Raw genomic sequence first — 17,838 nt, forward strand, 5'->3', positions numbered from 1 at the left:
AGGTATCGTAGAATAAAACTACCTCTCACTTTAACTTAAATTGCAGGATATAATCGCGTTATGTCAGATTTTCGTGAACAAGCACTACATTACCATGCCCATCCCGTTCCAGGTAAAATCAGTATTGAGCTGACCAAGCCCGCTGAGACGGTTAAAGACCTCGCGCTCGCATATAGCCCAGGTGTTGCAGAACCTGTTCGTGAAATTGCCGCTGATCCAGCAAATGCCTATAAGTATACTGGTAAAGGAAATATGGTTGCGGTTATTACTAACGGCACCGAAATTTTAGGCTTAGGTAATTTAGGCCCACTGGCCTCAAAACCAGTAATGGAAGGCAAGGCATTACACAAACGTTTTGCAGGTTCAGATTCAATTGACATAGAAGTTAAGCAATCAACCGGAAGACTTTATCAACACGGTTGTGAATATTGCAGACACGTTTGGTGGTATCAACCTAGAAGATATTCAAGCGCCAGAATGTTTTGAGATAGAAAAAGCACTTATAGAACGTTGCAGCATTCCTGTATTTCATGATAATCTCAACATGAAAAATACGGCAATTGTAATCTGCCAGTGGCGTTAAATGCGCTAGAAGTACAAGGTAAAGCAATTGAAGATGCGATTATCGTGTGTTTAGGTGCCGGCGCTGCAGCTGTTGCCTGTATGGAGCTTTTAATTAAGTGTGGAGCACTGCGTGAACATATTTATATGTTAGACCGTAAAGGCGTTATTCATACACGTCGTGACAATTTAAAATGAATATAAGCAATTATTTGCAAACAATACGGATAAACGTACTTTACAGACGTAATCAGATGCCGATGTTTGTTGGTGCATCAGGCCCCACCGTTAGCTGCCGATGATTTGAAGGTTACCATTAATCGCCCAGTTGTATTTGCATGTTCAAAACCCCGATCCTGAAATTTCGATCCCGCAATTAGCACATGCTGCACGCAACGACGTATTATGGCGACCGGTCGTTCCAATATCCGAACCAAGTTAACAACGTACTTTGTTTTCCATTTATTTTCCGTGGCGCACTAGATGTACGCGCAAGTGAAATAAACGATGAAATGAAAATAGCTGCTGTAGAGGCAATTCGCAGTATTGCTAAAGAGCCAGTTCCGGCTGAAGTACTGACTGCTGCAGGTAGTCGATAAACTAGAGCTCGGCGCAACATATTATACCAAAACCCATGGATCCGCGCTTATTGCCCTCGTATCGCCAAAGCCGCTGCTCAAGCTGCAGCTGATCTCGGGTGTGGCACAAAATTATTATGCCAGATAACTTACATGGCGTAATTCTTTAAGTGTGAGCTCACGCAAAAAACCTCAGCATTTGCTGAGGTTTTTTTATAACACAGATAAAGAAATTTAATCTTTCATTTAAAATAGGTACCAAGTCCCATTTCTGTATTGTTTTCACTTTCAGGTACTTTTTCTGCGTTGTCTTTACGTGATCATCATCATTAGGCAGCGGTTGCCTCGTAAATGGGCGCAAATGCTTCGCATAAAAAGCTCATCATTTGTTGTATGGCGGTGTTGTTTATTTGACGACGAGTACGTTCGTCAAGTTAGTCACTTTCTTTACCACATTTAGCGGGATCGAAACGGTGATCTTTTTACTTGTTCGGATTTTTCCCGCGGTGTTTCTATGTATGGGTGAATATATTCACCATTCCACGATGCGAATATAAGATGTATTTAAGCGCCTCAGATTATAAATTGCTCACACAGCATCAAAAGCGTAAATATGCGTGAAATTCTATCGGTTTAAAAAAGATAGTCAAATACTAGTTATTTAGCTATCTGTATTTAACGCTTTGACATCTTAAACTGCATGCGCTACCTTTTAGATGCTCCAAACTTCAAAATAGTAAAGGTGATTGCAAAATGAGGAAAAATAGCAACAACAATGGTGCCGTTCTTTGTAGTGAACAGAAGCCGACAAACAGCATGGCGCGGTTGTTCCGCTTTATTTATCAACAACTTACTCATTTTCTGACTTTGATACCAAACGCCAATATGATTATGGCCGCAGTGGTAATCCTAACCGTGACATTTTGGCTGAGGCGCTCACTGAACTTGAAGGCGGGGCTAAAGGCATTATTACTGCAACGGGTATGGCGGCAGTTCACTTAACAACTCAATTATTAAATAGTAACGATACGTTAATGATTCCTCACGATTGGCGGTGGTGCCATCGTTTACCGCCCTACTTCAGGAAACCGCGCCTTGCCGCGCTTAGAAGTGGTCGATTCTCACTAAAGCGAAAGCTTATCGCAAATTCCTGCTATTAAACCAAGCCGATCTGGATTGAAACACCGAGTAATCCAATTTGGCCGATTAACTGATATTAAAGCAGTTACCGGATTAAGCTGCCAGTGCGGTGCTCTGCTGCCGCCGATAACATTTTTATTATCGCCGGCTTTGCAAAATCCGATTAAATTTGCTGATATTGTGGTTCACTCAACTAAATACATATATCAATGGTCATTCAGATGTTGATGGGGGGGCGGTTATTGCAGCAACCGCTGAGCTTGGTGAAGAACTGGCATGGTGGGCAAATAATATTGGCATTACTGGAGCGCCATTTGATAGCTATTTAACTCTCAGAGGTTTGCAGCACGTTAAACGTGTTTGAGGCAACACCAAGAAAATAACCCCGTTATTGTACAGTACATCAGAAAATCCCCCGTTTCCTCCAGCTCACGGTCCAGGTCTTGAATCACATCCACAACATGTGCTTGTTAAGGCGCAGTAGCTTGCTTAGTGCAATGGGTTAGTTTTGATACCAAAAGCAAGAAAAACTATGCTGCAGCGTTTTTACCCGCGCTAAATGAATTTAGTTTGGCGGAATCATTAGGCGGAGTTGAAAGTTTGATTTGTCACCCCGCAACCATGACCCATGCAGGCATGGAGGCGACTGCCCGTGCAGAAGCTGGGGTGGGTGATACGCTTATTCGTATTTCGGTGGGTATTGAAGATGCAAAAGACTTACTTGGTTGATTTAGTAATAGGCATTTAATTTGTTCTGCCCCGCGCGATAATGCTTTAGCTGCAAAAAAATGGTGCCAGTGAGTCATTTGGCCTCAGCGAAACTAAACGCGGCGCATCTGGCGTTATGGTAGTGCCTACCTCAATTTTGAAATATGTTCATGAAGTCGAGTTGGTATTAACATGGTAAATCCTGTGGTTCATAAATTTGCGTCTGAGTTTAAGCTCAGCGGATCGCTTTAAAAGTGTCGCAAATATAACTCATGCCTGCCGGGGATTGTGTGGTGGTATCTGCTGCCGGTAAAACCACCGACAGCTCTTTGCGTTAACCAGGCAAAGCTTTGAATTGATACCCAAGCGATTGCTGACATTATTTTATTAATGGGTAACTACCATCTTCGCTAATTGAACAATTGCTTATAGCGGGTGCTAAGCATGAAGCACTCAATATACTTGCCACTGAGCTAAGCATTATTACTCAGCAGGCTAAGCAAAACATATTAACTGAAGCGTGGCTATTAGCTCATGGCGAATTATGGTCTGCAAGGCTGTTAAGCGCTTACTTAGGGCAACTTAACGTTAGTGCTTGCGCTCTGGACGCTAGGCAATTATTTACGTTAGACGCAGGGCAGCTACAGCATGCTAATAATCAGCAGCAGTGCTTAAAAGCCATAGATACATGCAAAATTAATGTCGTTACAGGGTTTATTGCGGCTAATTTACAACATGAAACCGTGACCTTAGGACGTAACGGCAGTGATTACAGTGCTACTTTATTAGCACGATATTGCAATGCTAAAAAAGTGTCTATTTGGACTGACACTCAAGGTGTTTTTAGTACTGATCCGCGTAAGGTAGCTAATGCGATTAAGTATGCGCGGGTGTGCCGCGAACGTTTCGCTAATTTATTGGCTAGATTAGCATTTTACTACATGCTAAAACATTATCGCCATTGCGGACCGATATAGAGTTAATTCTTGCTCGCGTAGTTACGATCTTCGGGCGCGTTTGCTCGAAATAGTTAAATTAGGAATGAGTAAACAAAAGCGCTTTTCAACCACGATCAACAATGTGGATTTACTTACTGTTGATGATTTGAGTGAAGGCGAGGTAGCGCATGTTAGTCAGCTTATTCAGCATAGTTTGCATCACTTTGAACATGCGGGCGAAATTTACTTGGTAGTCCCTGCGTCGGCGACATATCAGGTGGTTAATTATTTTGCTGGCCGCGCCAACATTAGTGATTCTAACTTAAATGGGGTTGCAATTATTGCATCAGAGCCAGATATAGCGATACTCGGTGAGCAAAGTGCAGCTGTACTTCAAGCGCAATCAATTCACCCTAGGTTTACTTTATTTTAAGTATTGGTTATACGTTATTATTAACCGATCGTGGGTACTTGAGAGTGATGTGCTGAGCTTACTGCATGATAAATTGATCAATGCATAGCTTTTAATATTGCAGGCTTGGTAATGTTGGTGCTGAATTTAAGCCAACTACCTGCACAAATAGCCTGCTTCCATTTGTTTTAACATTAAGTTAGTAGCATTACTACGCTCAGAGCAGATGCTGGTTAATGCCAATGGGTTAGACTGTGAGAGCTGGCAACAGCAATGGGAAAACCATGCAAGCCCCTATCAGCAAGCTGATTTGCTGTCATACATTGATACGCTTGAGTATGAACATAAGGTAGTGATTGATATTACCGCCAGTGAATATTTTAGCCAGCTTTATAGCAAATTTGTGGAATTAAATTGTCACTTAATTAGTGCTAATAAATACGCAGGCACAGCTCCGCTGAGCTGGTATCAAGCATTACGTGAAGATTTGGCACAGCGCGGCTTACATTGGCGTTATAAGTGTGGGGAGCTCGATTATCAGGATTAACTTTGCACTGGCCGATTTGCAAAACAGTGGCGATAAAATAACGCGTATAGAAGGCGTGTTTTCTGGCACGCTGTCATGGTTATGCAGTATGTATGATGGCAGCAAGGCATTTTCAGATTTAGTGCTTGAAGCACAAGCTTTGGGGTTCACCGAACCTGATCCGCGAGAAGATTTATCTGGCCGAGATATGCAACGCAAGTTGCTTATTTTGGCGCGTGAATTAGGTATTGAATTGGAACTTGATGACATTTCTTTATCCGCATTGATGCCCGATGAGCTAAGTGCGGGCAGTTGGGATGACTTTGTTGATAACAAGGCTAGTTTAGATGCGTTTATCAAGCAGCACTTCGAAGCGGCTTTGCAACAAAGTGCTGCACTGTGTTATACCGGATTGCTGGAGTTTAAAAACAGCAAGCTAAACGCTAAGGTAGGAATTGCCTATGTACCAAAAAGCGAAGCGGTTGCTAATTTAACACCTGGCGATAATATTTTTGTGATTAATACTCAGTGGTATAATCAAAACGCATTAGTGATACAAGGCCCCGGTGCGGGTAAAGAAGTGACCGCAGCTGGCGTGCACTCTGACTTATATTGGTTGGTACAAAATATTACCTAGACCATCAAAAAGGCCGCTATTCAGCGGCCTTTTATATATTAGCATTGTTTAAAAGAGCTCTTCTTCGGTTTTAGTGCTTTCTTCAAATACATCATTTGGCTGTGCTAACACATATTTTGTAGGTGCGGTCCCTTTCTCAAAGTACTCAAAACGGCTGGTATAATCGTTTTTATGACTTAACAGCCCCGTTTCTAAGTCAATACGAATAGAAACTAAGCCTTCAGGTGGTTCGATAGGTGCCGCAGGTTTACCATCCAGTGCAACTCTCATAAAATCAACCCATGCAGGCTGAGCTGTTTTAGCACCTGACTCTGCGCCTGATATTTGGCCACTTCCTAAGTTATTGTTATAGGTTGAGCGCCCCACAGTATTTCCAGGGTTGTCAAAACCAACCCAAACAGAGGTCATCACATCGCGATTAAAGCCGCTAAACCAGGTATCTACAGAATCATTGGTAGTGCCTGTTTTACCTGACAGATCGCGACGTCTTAGCGCTTGTGCACGCCATCCTGTACCACTCCAACCTGTTTTATGAGACCAGCTAACACCCCCAAACTGCGCCACCGGCAGCACTGGCAATTAAAAATGCATTTTGTTTAGATATGATCTGCGGCGCGCAGTTTGGTGCTACTTGCTCACTTAGCATTAGCGAGCTAGGCGTTGTTGCTTCATCATCACAAATTACAGTCGGGTTAGTTTTAAATAAGGTGTTGCCCATGGCATCTTGAATTTCAGAGATAAAGTAAGGTTCGATTAAGTGGCCGCCATTGGCAAAAGTACTCATACCACGAGCTAACTCTAGTGGAGTAATAGATGCGCTACCTAAAGCCAGCGATTCACTGCGATTTATATCTTCATCTGCAAAGCCAAATTTAAGTAAATGATCGGCTGTACGTTGCAAGCCAACACCACGTAATAAACGTACCGAAATCACATTTTTTGATTGTGCTAAAGCACGGCGAATGCGAATAGGGCCATTATAAATGGCAGGGCTATTTTTAGGTCGCCATGCGACACCTTGGCTTTTATCCCATTGATTTATAGGAGCATCATTTAAAATTGACGCTAAGGTGTAGCCTTTTTCAAGTGCAGCAGAGTAGATAAATGGCTTAATATTAGAGCCAACTTGGCGTTTAGCTTGCACTGCACGGTTATATTGGCTTTGTTCAAAGCTGTAACCGCCTACAATGGCTTTTATACGCCCGTCTTGTGGGTCTAAAGACACAATGGCGCTTGCAGCTTCAGGGATTTGACTCAAAATATAGCTGTTGTCATCATTTTTACGCAGCCATATTTGCATGCCAGGCGTTAATATATCGCTTGCTGTTTCAGGAGCAAAGCTTTGGCGATAACGGGTGATAAACTTACGCGCCCACTTCAGATTATCCCAAGTCAATGTTGTGCGTTCGCCGCTTTTCAGTATTACTTCCGCGCTTCTGTCGGATACATTTAAAACTGCAGCGGCTTTTAGAGGGCCTAGTTCATTGACCTCTTTCAAAATGTTTAATAACTTAGAATCAGAAGGTGTGGGCTCTGTTTGTGGATCCCATAAAATGGCTTCAGGGCCTCTAAATCCATGGCGCATATCATAGGCATGTAAATTGTTAACCAAAGCCGTTTGTGCCGCCTGTTGAATATTTGACTCAACAGAAGTATACACTTTAAATCCTGAGTTATAGGCTTTATCTATACCGTAGCGCGACACCATTTCAGCACGTACCATTTCTGAAATATATGGTGTATATAAGTCAATTTCAGCCCTTATGAAAATAAGCGGTAATTGCTGGTTCGTAGGCTTCATTATACTGCGCTTCCAGAAATATACTTTTCTATCTAGCACTGTCCTAACACTACATTTCTCTGGCTTTGGCTGCTTTTGGGTTACGAATAGGGTTAAGTGCTGAAGGCGCCTTGGGTAAACCGGCAATCATTGCCATTTGCGCAAGAGTAAGCTCTTTTAGCTCTTTACCATAATAAACCTGAGCGGCTGCACCAATACCAAAGGCGCGGTTTCCTAGCTCTATTTTATTTAGATAAAGTTCAAAAGATGATTTCATCTTTGAAAGTAAATTTCGATATGACAAGTAAATAAATATTTTTTACTTTACGAATATAGGCTTTTTCTCGCGTTAAAAAGAAGTTACGAGCCAACTGCATGGTGATTGCACTGGCACCCTGCTTTTTTTCACCGGTAGAAATAAGTACTAGTGCTGAGCGAACAATACCAATTGGGTCGATACCGATATGGTCATAAAAACGGTTATCTTCTGTTGCTAAAAAAGCCTGTAATAAAGGTTCAGGAATTTGATCTATAGTTACAGGGATACGTCTTTTTTCACCAAATTGGTTGATTAAAAGCCCATCTTTGGTCAATACTTGCATAGGCGTTTGTAATTGAACGTTTTTTAAAACTTGCACGCTTGGGATATCGGATTTAACGTAGTAATAAAGGCTGAGCTATGTAATTAGTGCAAGTAATGCACAAATGATCAAAAATTGTAAAGTTCTTTTTAATAAAATCACTGATATTTCCCTAAACGGACTCCCAATTACAGGTTGAGACTGCTAGTATATATTGATTAAAAATGAATAATACTTTAAGATATAAAATTATAACTTGCTTATTATTAAAACAAAGGCAAAGTTAAAACATGGATAAAAAACCATCACCTATGATGGTGGGTATTGATATAGGATCGCACTCTATCAAGGCCGTGCTTTTAAGTGAAACAGAAACCGGGCTTCGATTAGAAGCTCTTGCAATTGAACCTATGCCTAAAGGCGCTATGAGCGAGCGCAACATTCAAGACATTGAAGCAATCGGCAATGTGATAACCAAGTTAAAACGAAAGCTTCCAAAGTCACTAAAATTTGCAGCTGTTGCTGTTTCAGGGCAAACAGTGATTACCAAAGTCATTTTCATGGATGTTTCCTTAAGCGACGCTGAATTAGAATCACAGATTGAAATTGAAGCCGATAGCTTGATCCCCTATCCATTAGATGAAGTCAGTTTAGATTTTGAAAAACTCTCTACTAACAGTGCCGACCCGAGCAAAATTAATGTTCTACTTTCTGCAGCGAGAACGGAAAGTGTGGAAGCGAGAGTAGGCGCACTTAGTGCTGCCAACTTAACTGCAAAAGTTGTGGATGTTGAAAGCTATGCATTAGGCCGGGCTATGGATGTTTACTACCAACAGCTACCATCAGACGCGTTTGATAAAACCGTTGCAGTAGTTGATATAGGTGCGGTGCTTACCTTGGTCAGTGTAGTGCAATTTGGTGAAACTATTTACACCCGCGACCAGGTATTTGGTGGTGACCAATATACAAATAGTATTGTTGCTTACTACAACAAAGGCTTTGATGAGGCTGAAATTGGTAAAACAACGGGTGATTTACCACCTCATTATACATTTGAAGTGTTAGCGCCTTTTCAAACATCATTATTGCGGCAAGTTCGTCGTGCTGTGCAAATGTTTTTAACAACAACAGGCAAAGAGCAGTTGGACTACATCGTACTGACGGGCGGTCAGCGATGATTGCTGTGCTGATATTATTAATCGAAGAATTAAAATCACACACGGTTGTTGAACCATTTGATAAAATGGAAATACCGCCCAGAGTAGATCGTAATATAATACAGCGCCACCGCACTCAGTTTGCGATTGCAACTGGTTTGGCGTTGAGGAGTTTTTCATCATGCCACATATAAATTTACTACCTTGGTTTCAGCGTGAGCAGTCTAAAAAGAAATTTATAACATTGTCGACGGCAGCAGCATTGTTTCGCTTCGTAACTATATGCTGAGCACATTTTATAAGGCCTCTAAAGAAGGGCAAATGCTTAAAAATAACTATCTCAGCCTGTGAAATACACGTTTCAGAGTTCGAAAATTCGCGATATACGCGACTTAGACATGAAAAAAAAGAAAATCTACAAACAACGGATGCGTTTAATTGAAGAGCCACAAAGCGTACTTCTAGCAACGCAACAATGACAGCGGGCAAAAATAGTGCCCTCGCTAAGTCATTTAACTAAGCCTTTGAGCGTAAAGGTAGCCAACCATGTGTGTTGGGTAAAAGTGAGTCTAATAATCGTTTGTCTACTATGCTTCGACAGGTGCAAAGTTCTTATCTTTTAGAGCGCCCGACTATGCAAGGCATTGTTGCAGGCGATCAATCCTCTCGTTTACTCAGCGATTTTAATATGGGTTCACGTAAAACCATTTGGTAAAAATAGGCGAGGCACTTAAATTTTAAACCTTTACTCTTAAGTCGCTTACAGTAGATTGGAATGAAATAGAGCTCGATAACATAGGTGAAAGTGGCCTGTTATTGTAAAAACAATATGCGGCGCATTTGTTGCCTGTCTCAAAATTGTTTTTAGCTTGGCAGCTATTAGTGTCGATTGAAACCGAAAAGCTACCATAACGCAGCGGCCAAAGAAATAATTACGCACAACCTGCCTGAACTAAATATGTGCCGTTGCGCCTGATATTTATCGTGGAACAAATGGTTGAGATGGAAACATGAGTTTTCTCAGCTATTAAAACGCCTACCTACCTCAAATGAGACGCCAGGATTATTAGATGACCTTTCCTATGTGGGTACAACCAGCGGCCTAACATTTTTAAAAATTGGTTGGCTACCAGAAGTTGAAAAAGAGTTCTATACCGAAACTAATAAAATTGAAAGTAGTAATCTTTATCATGAGTTCGGTGAATTTGTAGGAAAAGTGGCTCAATTGCCGAGAATAGTAAGTTTGCACGACTTTTCTATTTTATCATCTGGCGAAAAGCAGCTAACATTCAGTGTAGTAGCAAAAACTTATCGTTATGAAGAGGGGGTAAGATGATGAAGCAACTTCCCTTTTTAACTGTTGTAATATTGTTGCTCAGTGGTTGTAATGAAGATACATCTGAGCAAAAAGAGTTTATTGACCAGGTTAAGGCAAACACTACTGCACGTGTTGAAAAAATACCTGAGTTAGTTAAGTTTGAGCACTTTGAATATAACGCCAAAGATATACGTAGCCCTTTTGTAGCACCAGAACCAGAAATTATACAAAATAAGCTAACACAAGTTAAAAACTGTCTTCACCCAGATCCAGAGCGTGTCCGTCAGCCTCTGGAGAAGTAACAAATTCATTAGATAATTTAGCAAAATGAAGGGAACTATTAGGTTTGAACAGTACGTTATTGGGCGCTCATTACAGCTGCTGATAACACCTTACACCGAGTATCTATAGGAAGCTATTTAGGCACCTATGATGGAAAAGTAAGCAGTGTTAATAGTGACTATATTGAATTAGTAGAATTAATCCCTGATGGGTCAGGTTGTTGGAAAGAACGTTTGACCAAATTTCAGGGAAATGTTAGAGGCGGCAACTAATGGCGCAAATCTTCTATCAAGAAAAATGGTACCCTATGCATAAAGATGAGTGTTCGCATCACCGTATTTTAACGACGTTGCTATTTGTATTTTTATTACTAATGATGAAAACGGTCAGTGCAGCTCCTTTACTCTACGACGTTCGATATAACCCATTACTTAAAGGTGAAACCGAATTACAGCTGGTATTTGATGAAGAATTACAGCAACAACCTGATGTACAAGTTTTTAATAATCCGGCACGGATAGAGTTATTATTTAATGCAGTTGAACTAGATGAAGGGTTGGCAAATATTGTTATTAACCAAGCAGGGATAAGTAACATTAGTAGCATGATGACTAGAGCAGGTTTAAAAGTAACCATTAACTTGGAGCGATTAAAAATTTATGAGGCTGAAGTTAATAACAACCTATTTTCAATAAGAATATCTGATAACCCTCTAGCAAAACAAATCGTAACAACCAGTGAAGATGCACCTGCTCGTGCCTCTAATTATATCAATGGCATTCAAGCAATTGATTTTCGCCGCGGTGAAAAAGGTGAAGCAAAAGTACTTGTTTATCTGCAAGATACACAGGCCGCTATCGAGGTTCATGAAAGTGGCGGGAAAATCATTGCAGAGTTTCACCATACCGATATTTTAGATGACTTATTGTATGAATTAGACGTACTCGATTTTGGTACTGTGGTGAGCAGTATAGAAACGTTTAAGGAAGATAATCTGACACGCATTGTAATTGAACCTAATAAAGCTTTTGCTTACACGTATCAGCAAATAGAAAATATTTTTACCTTAACGGTTGAGAAAGACGAGACTCAAAATGGATTCTTAGATGGAGGTAAAGAGTACTTAGGCCGTCCTATGACGCTTAACTTTCAGGATATCTCTGTGCGTGCTGTATTACAGATTATTGCGGGCTACAATGACTTTAACTTGGTAACTAGTGACTCAGTGACTGGCAACATTACCCTTCGCTTAGATGGTGTTCCTTGGGATCAGGCGTTAGACGTAGTACTAAGAATAAAAGGTTTAGACAAACGTATGGATGGCTCTATTTTAATGGTAGCGCCATCTGAAGAGCTTGCTGCCCGTGAAGCAAAAGAGTTAAAAGCAAAGCAACAAGTAGAGGATTTAGAGCCACTATATAGCGAATACATCCGTTTAAATTACGCCAAAGCAGAAGATTTTGCCGACTTACTAAAAACAGATACCAATAGTATTATTACAGCGAGAGGCAGCGTGTCTGTTGATCAGCGAACTAATACGCTACTAATGAAAGATACCGCAAAAAGCATTGAAAGTGTTCGCCGCATGGTCGAAACCTTAGACATCCCCGTCAAACAAGTGGTTATAGAGGCGCGCATGGTAACCGTTCGTGATAATGTAACCGAAGACTTAGGCGTTCGTTGGGGGTTCAGTGATCAGCAAGGTTCTGATGGTGTTTCTGGTACATTAGAAGGTGCTGAAACAATTTCTAATGGAAATATTCCGAGTCTTACAGATCGACTCAATGTTAATTTACCCGTAGCGAATCCATCGGCAAGTATTGGTATGCATATAGCCAAACTAGCTAATGGAACATTAATTGATTTAGAATTAACCGCGCTCGAAGAAGAGAATAAGGGTGAAATTATAGCGAGTCCGCGTATCACTGCTGCTAACCAGCAAAAAGCACGCATTGAGTGCGGCGGTACTGAGATCCCTATGCTGAATCTAAGCTGAGCGGCGCAACAACCGTAAGCTTTTTAAAAAGCAGTGTTGAGTTTAGAGGTGACACCTCATATCACACCAGACAACAAAGTTATTTTTAAACTTTAATAATTACTCGCATGCCCTGTGGTGATACCGTTCAAACAGGAACTGGCCCAGCTGTTGCCATTGATACGCAACAAATTGAGACTCAAGTTCTCGTTGAGAATGGACAAACGGTAGTGTTGGGTGGTATTTTTCAACAGCAAATTATTAATTCGACCAAAAAAGTACCTTTATTGGGCGACCTTCCTTACGTAGGAAGACTATTTAAAAGCACAAGCGAGTTTAATGAAAAGCGCGAACTGCTGATTTTTGACACACCTAAAATTCAAATAGACTAATTACCTAACCTGAATTCTGCAGAGATAGATTAACTCTTCAGGGCTCAGGTTATTCAAACTATCTAGGCTGAACAACAAGCTAGAGGGTTTTGGCATGTTATTTAGTTATCTTGGTGTGAACACTCCCTGTAAATGTACAATTAGGCAGTATATAATTTTTATTGTGTACTGTACTGCGGATGCATTTTAAGACTGCGTTAATGTTGCTTGTAACTGAGTTTTTTGTGAAATTACTATGCAAAAGCGTTTACCAAGTAACACGTAGTAGCCTTTAATTGCATAAATTTTAACCCTAGAAGATAAATTTGCCTATAATAAGGTGCTTTTTTGTTAACCAATGGGTAATTATTTAGTTTAATTGCTCGTTATATGGCTTTTTATCCTAATTGACTTGAAATACCCGACCGATTACTGAGATAATCCCTTTCTTAATTTTGGGGCCAGGTCGTTAGGCGGGGTTTTATTTCAAATTTTAGAGTTCGTTTGTACTAAAAGATATGGCTGAGAAACGTAATATATTTCTAGTTGGCCCCATGGGGGCTGGCAAAAGCACGATTGGTCGTCACATCGCTGACCAATTACACCTTGAATTTGTTGATTCTGATCAAGAAATCGAACGTCGTACGGGCGCAGATATTGCCTGGGTATTCGATCTTGAAGGTGAAGAAGGCTTTAGACTTCGTGAAGAATCTGTTATTGGCGATTTAACCGAGATGCAAGGTATTGTTCTTGCTACTGGTGGTGGCTCAGTAATGAGTAAAGAAGTTCGAAACAAGCTGGCTCGCGGTAATAGTATTATCAATCGATTGAAAAGCAAGTTGCACGTACGCAACGCGACAAGCGTCGCCCATTACTGCAAACAGAAGAAGCACCTCGTGATGTACTTGAGCGCTTAGCAGAAGAGCGTGAACCATTATACAAAGAAGTAGCTGATTTTGTTGTACGCACTGATGAGCAGAGCGCGAAAGTTGTTGCTAACCAAATAATCGAGAAATTGGATTTTTAAAAGCCAGTATTAAAAGGACTAACCCAGCATGCTTGAATTAACTGTTAATTTAGACGAGCGAAGTTATCCTATTTATATTGGTCATCTGCATCTTCTTTCAAGATACAGGCTGTCTAATCCATCACATTGGTGATTGTCGGCCTATCATCATCACTAATGACACTATTGCGCCGCTCTATCTTCAGCAGTTGCTTGACTCATTATCACAGCAAAACCCACTTCATTTTATTATTCCAGATGGCGAGCAATATAAATCACTCACCTGGTTTGAAAAAATATCAGCATTCTTACTTGAAAATAACTGCGGTCGTGACACCTGTTTAATTGCATTAGGTGGTGGCGTAGTTGGCGATTTAACTGGTTTTGTTGCGGCCTGCTATCAGCGCGGTGTGCCTTTTATTCAAATACCTACCACGTTATTATCTCAAGTAGATTCCTCCGTTGGTGGTAAAACAGCAGTAAACCATCCGCTTGGTAAAAATATGATAGGGTCTTTTTACCAACCACAAGCTGTGTTTGTAGATACGCGTTCGCCAAGCATACTCTCCTTACCCGTGAGTTTGCTGCAGGCGCTATTGAAGCGACAACATGGCCTGATTTACGATACCGAATTGTTTGCTTATTTAGAGCAAAATATCACTCAATTACAACAGTTAGATGAAGCCTGTTTACAGCATATTATTTTTAGATGCTGTGAAATTAAAGCACTCATCGTTGCTCAAGATGAGAAAGAGCAAGGCTTGCGTGCACTATTAAATTTAGGACACACGTTTGCCCATGCAATAGAAGCACAAATGGGGTACGGCGTGTGGTTACATGGTGAAGCCGTAGCGACAGGTATGGTGCTTGCTGCCAAGCTTGCTCATACTCGTAACGATTTAACACAGCAAGACCTAGAGCGTATTGCTACATTAATAGCAGCATATAATTTACCAATCGATATCCCTAATGATATGACCAGTGAGCAATTTTTACTGCATATGCGCAAAGATAAAAAGAATAAAAAAGGGACGATCCGATTTATTTTACCCACCGAATTTGGTCAATGTGCATTAGTTGATGATGTATCAGATGATCAAGTTAGAGCATTGATCGAGCAATAAATGCAGTCACAAATTTTACCAAGCCGTGCGGCTTTGGTGGATAGAATCGCATTACAATTTGAATATGGTCAAAACTTAATTGTTTTATTAGGCACCTCTGGTCTGGGTAAAAGCTATTTGCTTGAAACCTCCATTACTGATAAATATAACGATTTTAATAAAGCATTTGTGCAAGTCGGTGCCCAGATGACTGATGTGCAGTTAATGACTCAGTTATTAGAGCAAAGTTTTAACGCCCCTTTAGTTGATCACAATCTAAGCTTATCGCAAAACTATTATCAATTAGCGAAACAACAACAATGTGGGGCGTGCTTGTGGGTTGTTGATGGCGGCATGCACCTATCCGAAGAGCTAATCGCAGAGCTTGAGCTACTATCAAAAAATGCACCTAATGTGCTTTATATTATGATTGCATCACAGTCTAAATTACCCTTTAAAGATGCAGTAAATATTCATTTAGAACCATTAAATATAGCTGAAAGTAAGCAACTTATGGGGTGGTACTTTACGAACCTACCCTATGACGAAGATCCTGTCTTTCAAACTTTTTTAGTTGAAGCTCATGGTAACCCAAGCCTGTTATTAGCCTGGCAGCCAAGCGAGCAGGTTGCAGATATTGTCGTTAAAGATAAGGTATCTTGGCGATTACAGCTGCTCACATTGTTATTAATAATTATGCTGTTGATTATTGGCCTTGTGTACAAAGCCGATATGACCCAGTGGTGGGAAAATGCTAATCGCCAAATTGATGAGCAAGTGCTATCAACCGCCATTACAACTGAGCAAGCTATTGAAAATAAACCACAGAAGCGAGTGCCTTTAAGTAGTGAGCCGCCAGCAGCTGTCCTTCAAAAGCTCACCCAAAAAACCAATAACAATGTTCCAGCGATTGTTGGGAGCTTAACGGAATCAACGAATGTTGTTGAACAGGAAAAGCCGGCATCAAAACCCGTTGAAGAAAAGCCGGCATCAAAACCCGTTGAAGAAAAGCCGGTTACTAAACCTGCCCAGACAAAGCCGCAAAACCCAATAGTAAAAATATCCAGTAATTGGTACTTACAACAACCTGCGGATAATTTTGTTATTCAGCTCTTAGCTGTAACTCAGCAGCAGGTAGGGAACGAGTTTATTGTTGAACATAAGCTAGAAAATATTACTAATACCTACCAAACTAAACGAAATGGTAAAATGTGGTGGGTAGTAACTACAGGCAACTTTGTTAGCTTAAATGAGGCAAAACAAGCACTGCAAGTACTTCCTGCTGAGGTTAGAAAAAATAAACCTTTCTATAAAAAAATTAGTAAAATAAAACAAGAAATTGAACGAGTTGATCAGTAAACTCAGTAACTTTAGTGTAAAATCGCGCAACACCGAATTGAAGTAAAGAGCCAATGCAGCAAAAGAGTAGAGCCTTCCTTAAATGGGCTGGCGGAAAATACAGCCTCGTTGAAGATATTAACGCGCGACTAAATCAAGCAAGTAAGCATGCTGATACCTTGGTTGAACCTTTTGTTGGTGCGGGCTCAGTGTTTTTAAATAGCAACTTTAAACACTATGTACTCAACGATATTAATGCTGATTTAATCAATTTATATAAAAGAGCCTCAAACGTTCGCCCTGGATGAGTTCATTAGTGATGCGCAAAGCTTTTTGTTGCTCTTAAAACAAACCACCAGATGCGTATTATGATTATCGTGTGCAGTTTAATCAAAGCAGTGATGTGCGCTTGTTGCTTCATCTTATTTTTTATATATGAACCGTCATGGTTTATAACTGATTATGCTATAATTTAAAGGGTATTTTTAATGTACCTTTTGGTAAATATAAAAGCCTTCATTTCTGAAAGAAACGCCTTTTCGGCAAAGCGCAACAAGCTACATTTACTAAGCCTAGATGATGTATTCGCAGTGATTTACTGCGTCCCCTCGCCTTTATGCCATTGGCAAACTGCATCTTTTACCTCGTATGCAAAAAGGCGGGTTTAATTTGACGACTGTGCCGACTTCTAGCTTGAAACTAGCTGAGCAAGCAGCTTTGAGAATACGCCAGTCCTATTTCAAATCAATGATACGGTATGGACACGCAAAATTTACAGCCAGTTTCTTTTGATAAAATTCAGGTTAAACGCACGATTAGAAATAAAGTAGATAGCCATGGTTATGTACTTAGCAACCGAAGTCACGGTTGCGTAAATAGCCAGTACAAATAATACAAAAAGTATCACGGCAATAGCTATTAATGTAATAGGGGAGTGGTGTTTAAAGTCTGTTTGACGCTTATCTTCAGATTGCACACCAAAAAATGCCGCTAGCACACTTTGTAACGCGCTTAAGAAATGCTGCATTAATTAAAATAATGGTTTGATTGAAGATGGCTTGTGGTTGTCGTCAGTACCCGTTAATAAAGCCAAACCCCTGGTGGAAATCTAGGTGTAATGAACTGGGCACTGCGGCTGAGCCGGTCAGCTGCGCCCAAGAAGAAGCCTCTTTGAATTTGGAAGCGATTTGCGCTATGATTAATAGCGTTAGTTTGATCTTTATGAAGACAAGTGTTGGCTGAACTTAATTCTTGCTCAGTATTTGAAGAAAGCGACGCAGCTCCAATCATGACACTTACCGACGTGATTAATAATCCAATTTTAAAAACACGCATAATATGAACCTAGTAATTTAGTTCTCCACCAAGCATAACAAACTTGCTTAAATAATACACTTATTTCTTTAGCTATTCAAAGCTAATCATGC

3 protein-coding genes and 13 pseudogenes are annotated in these 17,838 nt (G+C 40.5%); 12 read left to right on the plus strand and 4 right to left on the minus strand.

The features are described from left to right. The first annotated feature begins 60 nt into the window (after positions 1 to 60). A pseudogene (locus FHG08_RS05185) lies at positions 61 to 1,301 on the plus strand (malic enzyme-like NAD(P)-binding protein). A gap of 16 nt (positions 1,302 to 1,317) precedes the next feature. On the opposite strand, the pseudogene FHG08_RS18950 reads toward FHG08_RS05185, so the two are convergent. Then, positions 1,318 to 1,694 (minus strand): annotated as a pseudogene (locus FHG08_RS18950) (transcriptional regulator). A gap of 245 nt (positions 1,695 to 1,939) precedes the next feature. Between FHG08_RS18950 and FHG08_RS05190 the strand changes: the two are divergent. Both FHG08_RS05190 and metL read left to right on the plus strand, forming a co-directional pair. Continuing rightward, positions 1,940 to 3,130: pseudogene (locus FHG08_RS05190) on the plus strand (PLP-dependent transferase); the annotation flags it as partial. A gap of 49 nt (positions 3,131 to 3,179) precedes the next feature. After that, positions 3,180 to 5,500 (plus strand): annotated as a pseudogene (gene metL / locus FHG08_RS19230) (bifunctional aspartate kinase/homoserine dehydrogenase II). 48 nt (positions 5,501 to 5,548) lie between these two features. Here metL and FHG08_RS19175 read toward each other — a convergent pair. Further along, positions 5,549 to 8,023: pseudogene (locus tag FHG08_RS19175) on the minus strand (penicillin-binding protein 1A). 128 nt (positions 8,024 to 8,151) lie between these two features. Here FHG08_RS19175 and FHG08_RS05205 point away from each other — a divergent pair. The 9 genes and pseudogenes from FHG08_RS05205 to FHG08_RS05245 all read left to right on the plus strand — a co-directional run bounded on the left by FHG08_RS05205 (position 8,152) and on the right by FHG08_RS05245 (position 17,286). Beyond that, a pseudogene (locus tag FHG08_RS05205) lies at positions 8,152 to 9,212 on the plus strand (pilus assembly protein PilM). Continuing rightward, positions 9,200 to 9,752: pseudogene (locus FHG08_RS05210) on the plus strand (PilN domain-containing protein). Before FHG08_RS05205 ends, FHG08_RS05210 begins: the two co-directional pseudogenes overlap by 13 nt. 46 nt (positions 9,753 to 9,798) lie before the next feature. Next, positions 9,799 to 10,354: pseudogene (locus FHG08_RS05215) on the plus strand (type 4a pilus biogenesis protein PilO). Beyond that, positions 10,354 to 10,890 (plus strand): annotated as a pseudogene (locus FHG08_RS05220) (pilus assembly protein PilP). Before FHG08_RS05215 ends, FHG08_RS05220 begins: the two co-directional pseudogenes overlap by 1 nt. After that, positions 10,890 to 12,985 (plus strand): annotated as a pseudogene (locus tag FHG08_RS05225) (type IV pilus secretin PilQ). Before FHG08_RS05220 ends, FHG08_RS05225 begins: the two co-directional pseudogenes overlap by 1 nt. Before the next feature lie 497 nt (positions 12,986 to 13,482). After that, positions 13,483 to 13,991, plus strand: a pseudogene (gene aroK / locus FHG08_RS05230) (shikimate kinase AroK). Positions 13,992 to 14,068: 77 nt separating this feature from the next. Continuing rightward, complete coding sequence (aroB, locus tag FHG08_RS05235) at positions 14,069 to 15,094, plus strand: 3-dehydroquinate synthase (RefSeq protein ID WP_256729612.1); 1,026 nt, start codon at positions 14,069 to 14,071, stop codon at positions 15,092 to 15,094. Beyond that, complete coding sequence (locus FHG08_RS05240; RefSeq protein WP_178983203.1) at positions 15,095 to 16,432, plus strand: SPOR domain-containing protein; 1,338 nt, start codon at positions 15,095 to 15,097, stop codon at positions 16,430 to 16,432. It abuts the gene before it with no gap. Positions 16,433 to 16,485: 53 nt separating this feature from the next. Then, a pseudogene (locus FHG08_RS05245) lies at positions 16,486 to 17,286 on the plus strand (Dam family site-specific DNA-(adenine-N6)-methyltransferase). On the opposite strand, the pseudogene FHG08_RS05250 reads toward FHG08_RS05245, so the two are convergent. Both FHG08_RS05250 and FHG08_RS05255 read right to left on the minus strand, forming a co-directional pair. After that, positions 17,265 to 17,438: pseudogene (locus FHG08_RS05250) on the minus strand (DUF2970 domain-containing protein); the annotation flags it as partial. The pseudogenes FHG08_RS05245 and FHG08_RS05250 overlap by 22 nt on opposite strands. 53 nt (positions 17,439 to 17,491) lie before the next feature. Continuing rightward, the gene (locus tag FHG08_RS05255; RefSeq protein ID WP_256729613.1) at positions 17,492 to 17,746 is read right to left on the minus strand and encodes a hypothetical protein; all 255 of its coding nucleotides are present in this window, start codon (positions 17,744 to 17,746) and stop codon (positions 17,492 to 17,494) included. Between the last annotated feature and the right edge of the window lie 92 nt (positions 17,747 to 17,838).

It is taken from the genome of Pseudoalteromonas sp. Scap03 (assembly GCF_013393115.1).
GTDB lineage: Bacteria > Pseudomonadota > Gammaproteobacteria > Enterobacterales > Alteromonadaceae > Pseudoalteromonas.

What these genes read in the sequence shown, in the direction of transcription:
- FHG08_RS05240 (WP_178983203.1), top strand. Translation starts at nt 15,095, where the DNA reads ATGCAGTCACAAATTTTACCAAGCCGTGCGGCTTTGGTGGATAGAATC.
- FHG08_RS05255 (WP_256729613.1), bottom strand. Translation starts at nt 17,746, where the DNA reads ATGCGTGTTTTTAAAATTGGATTATTAATCACGTCGGTAAGTGTCATG.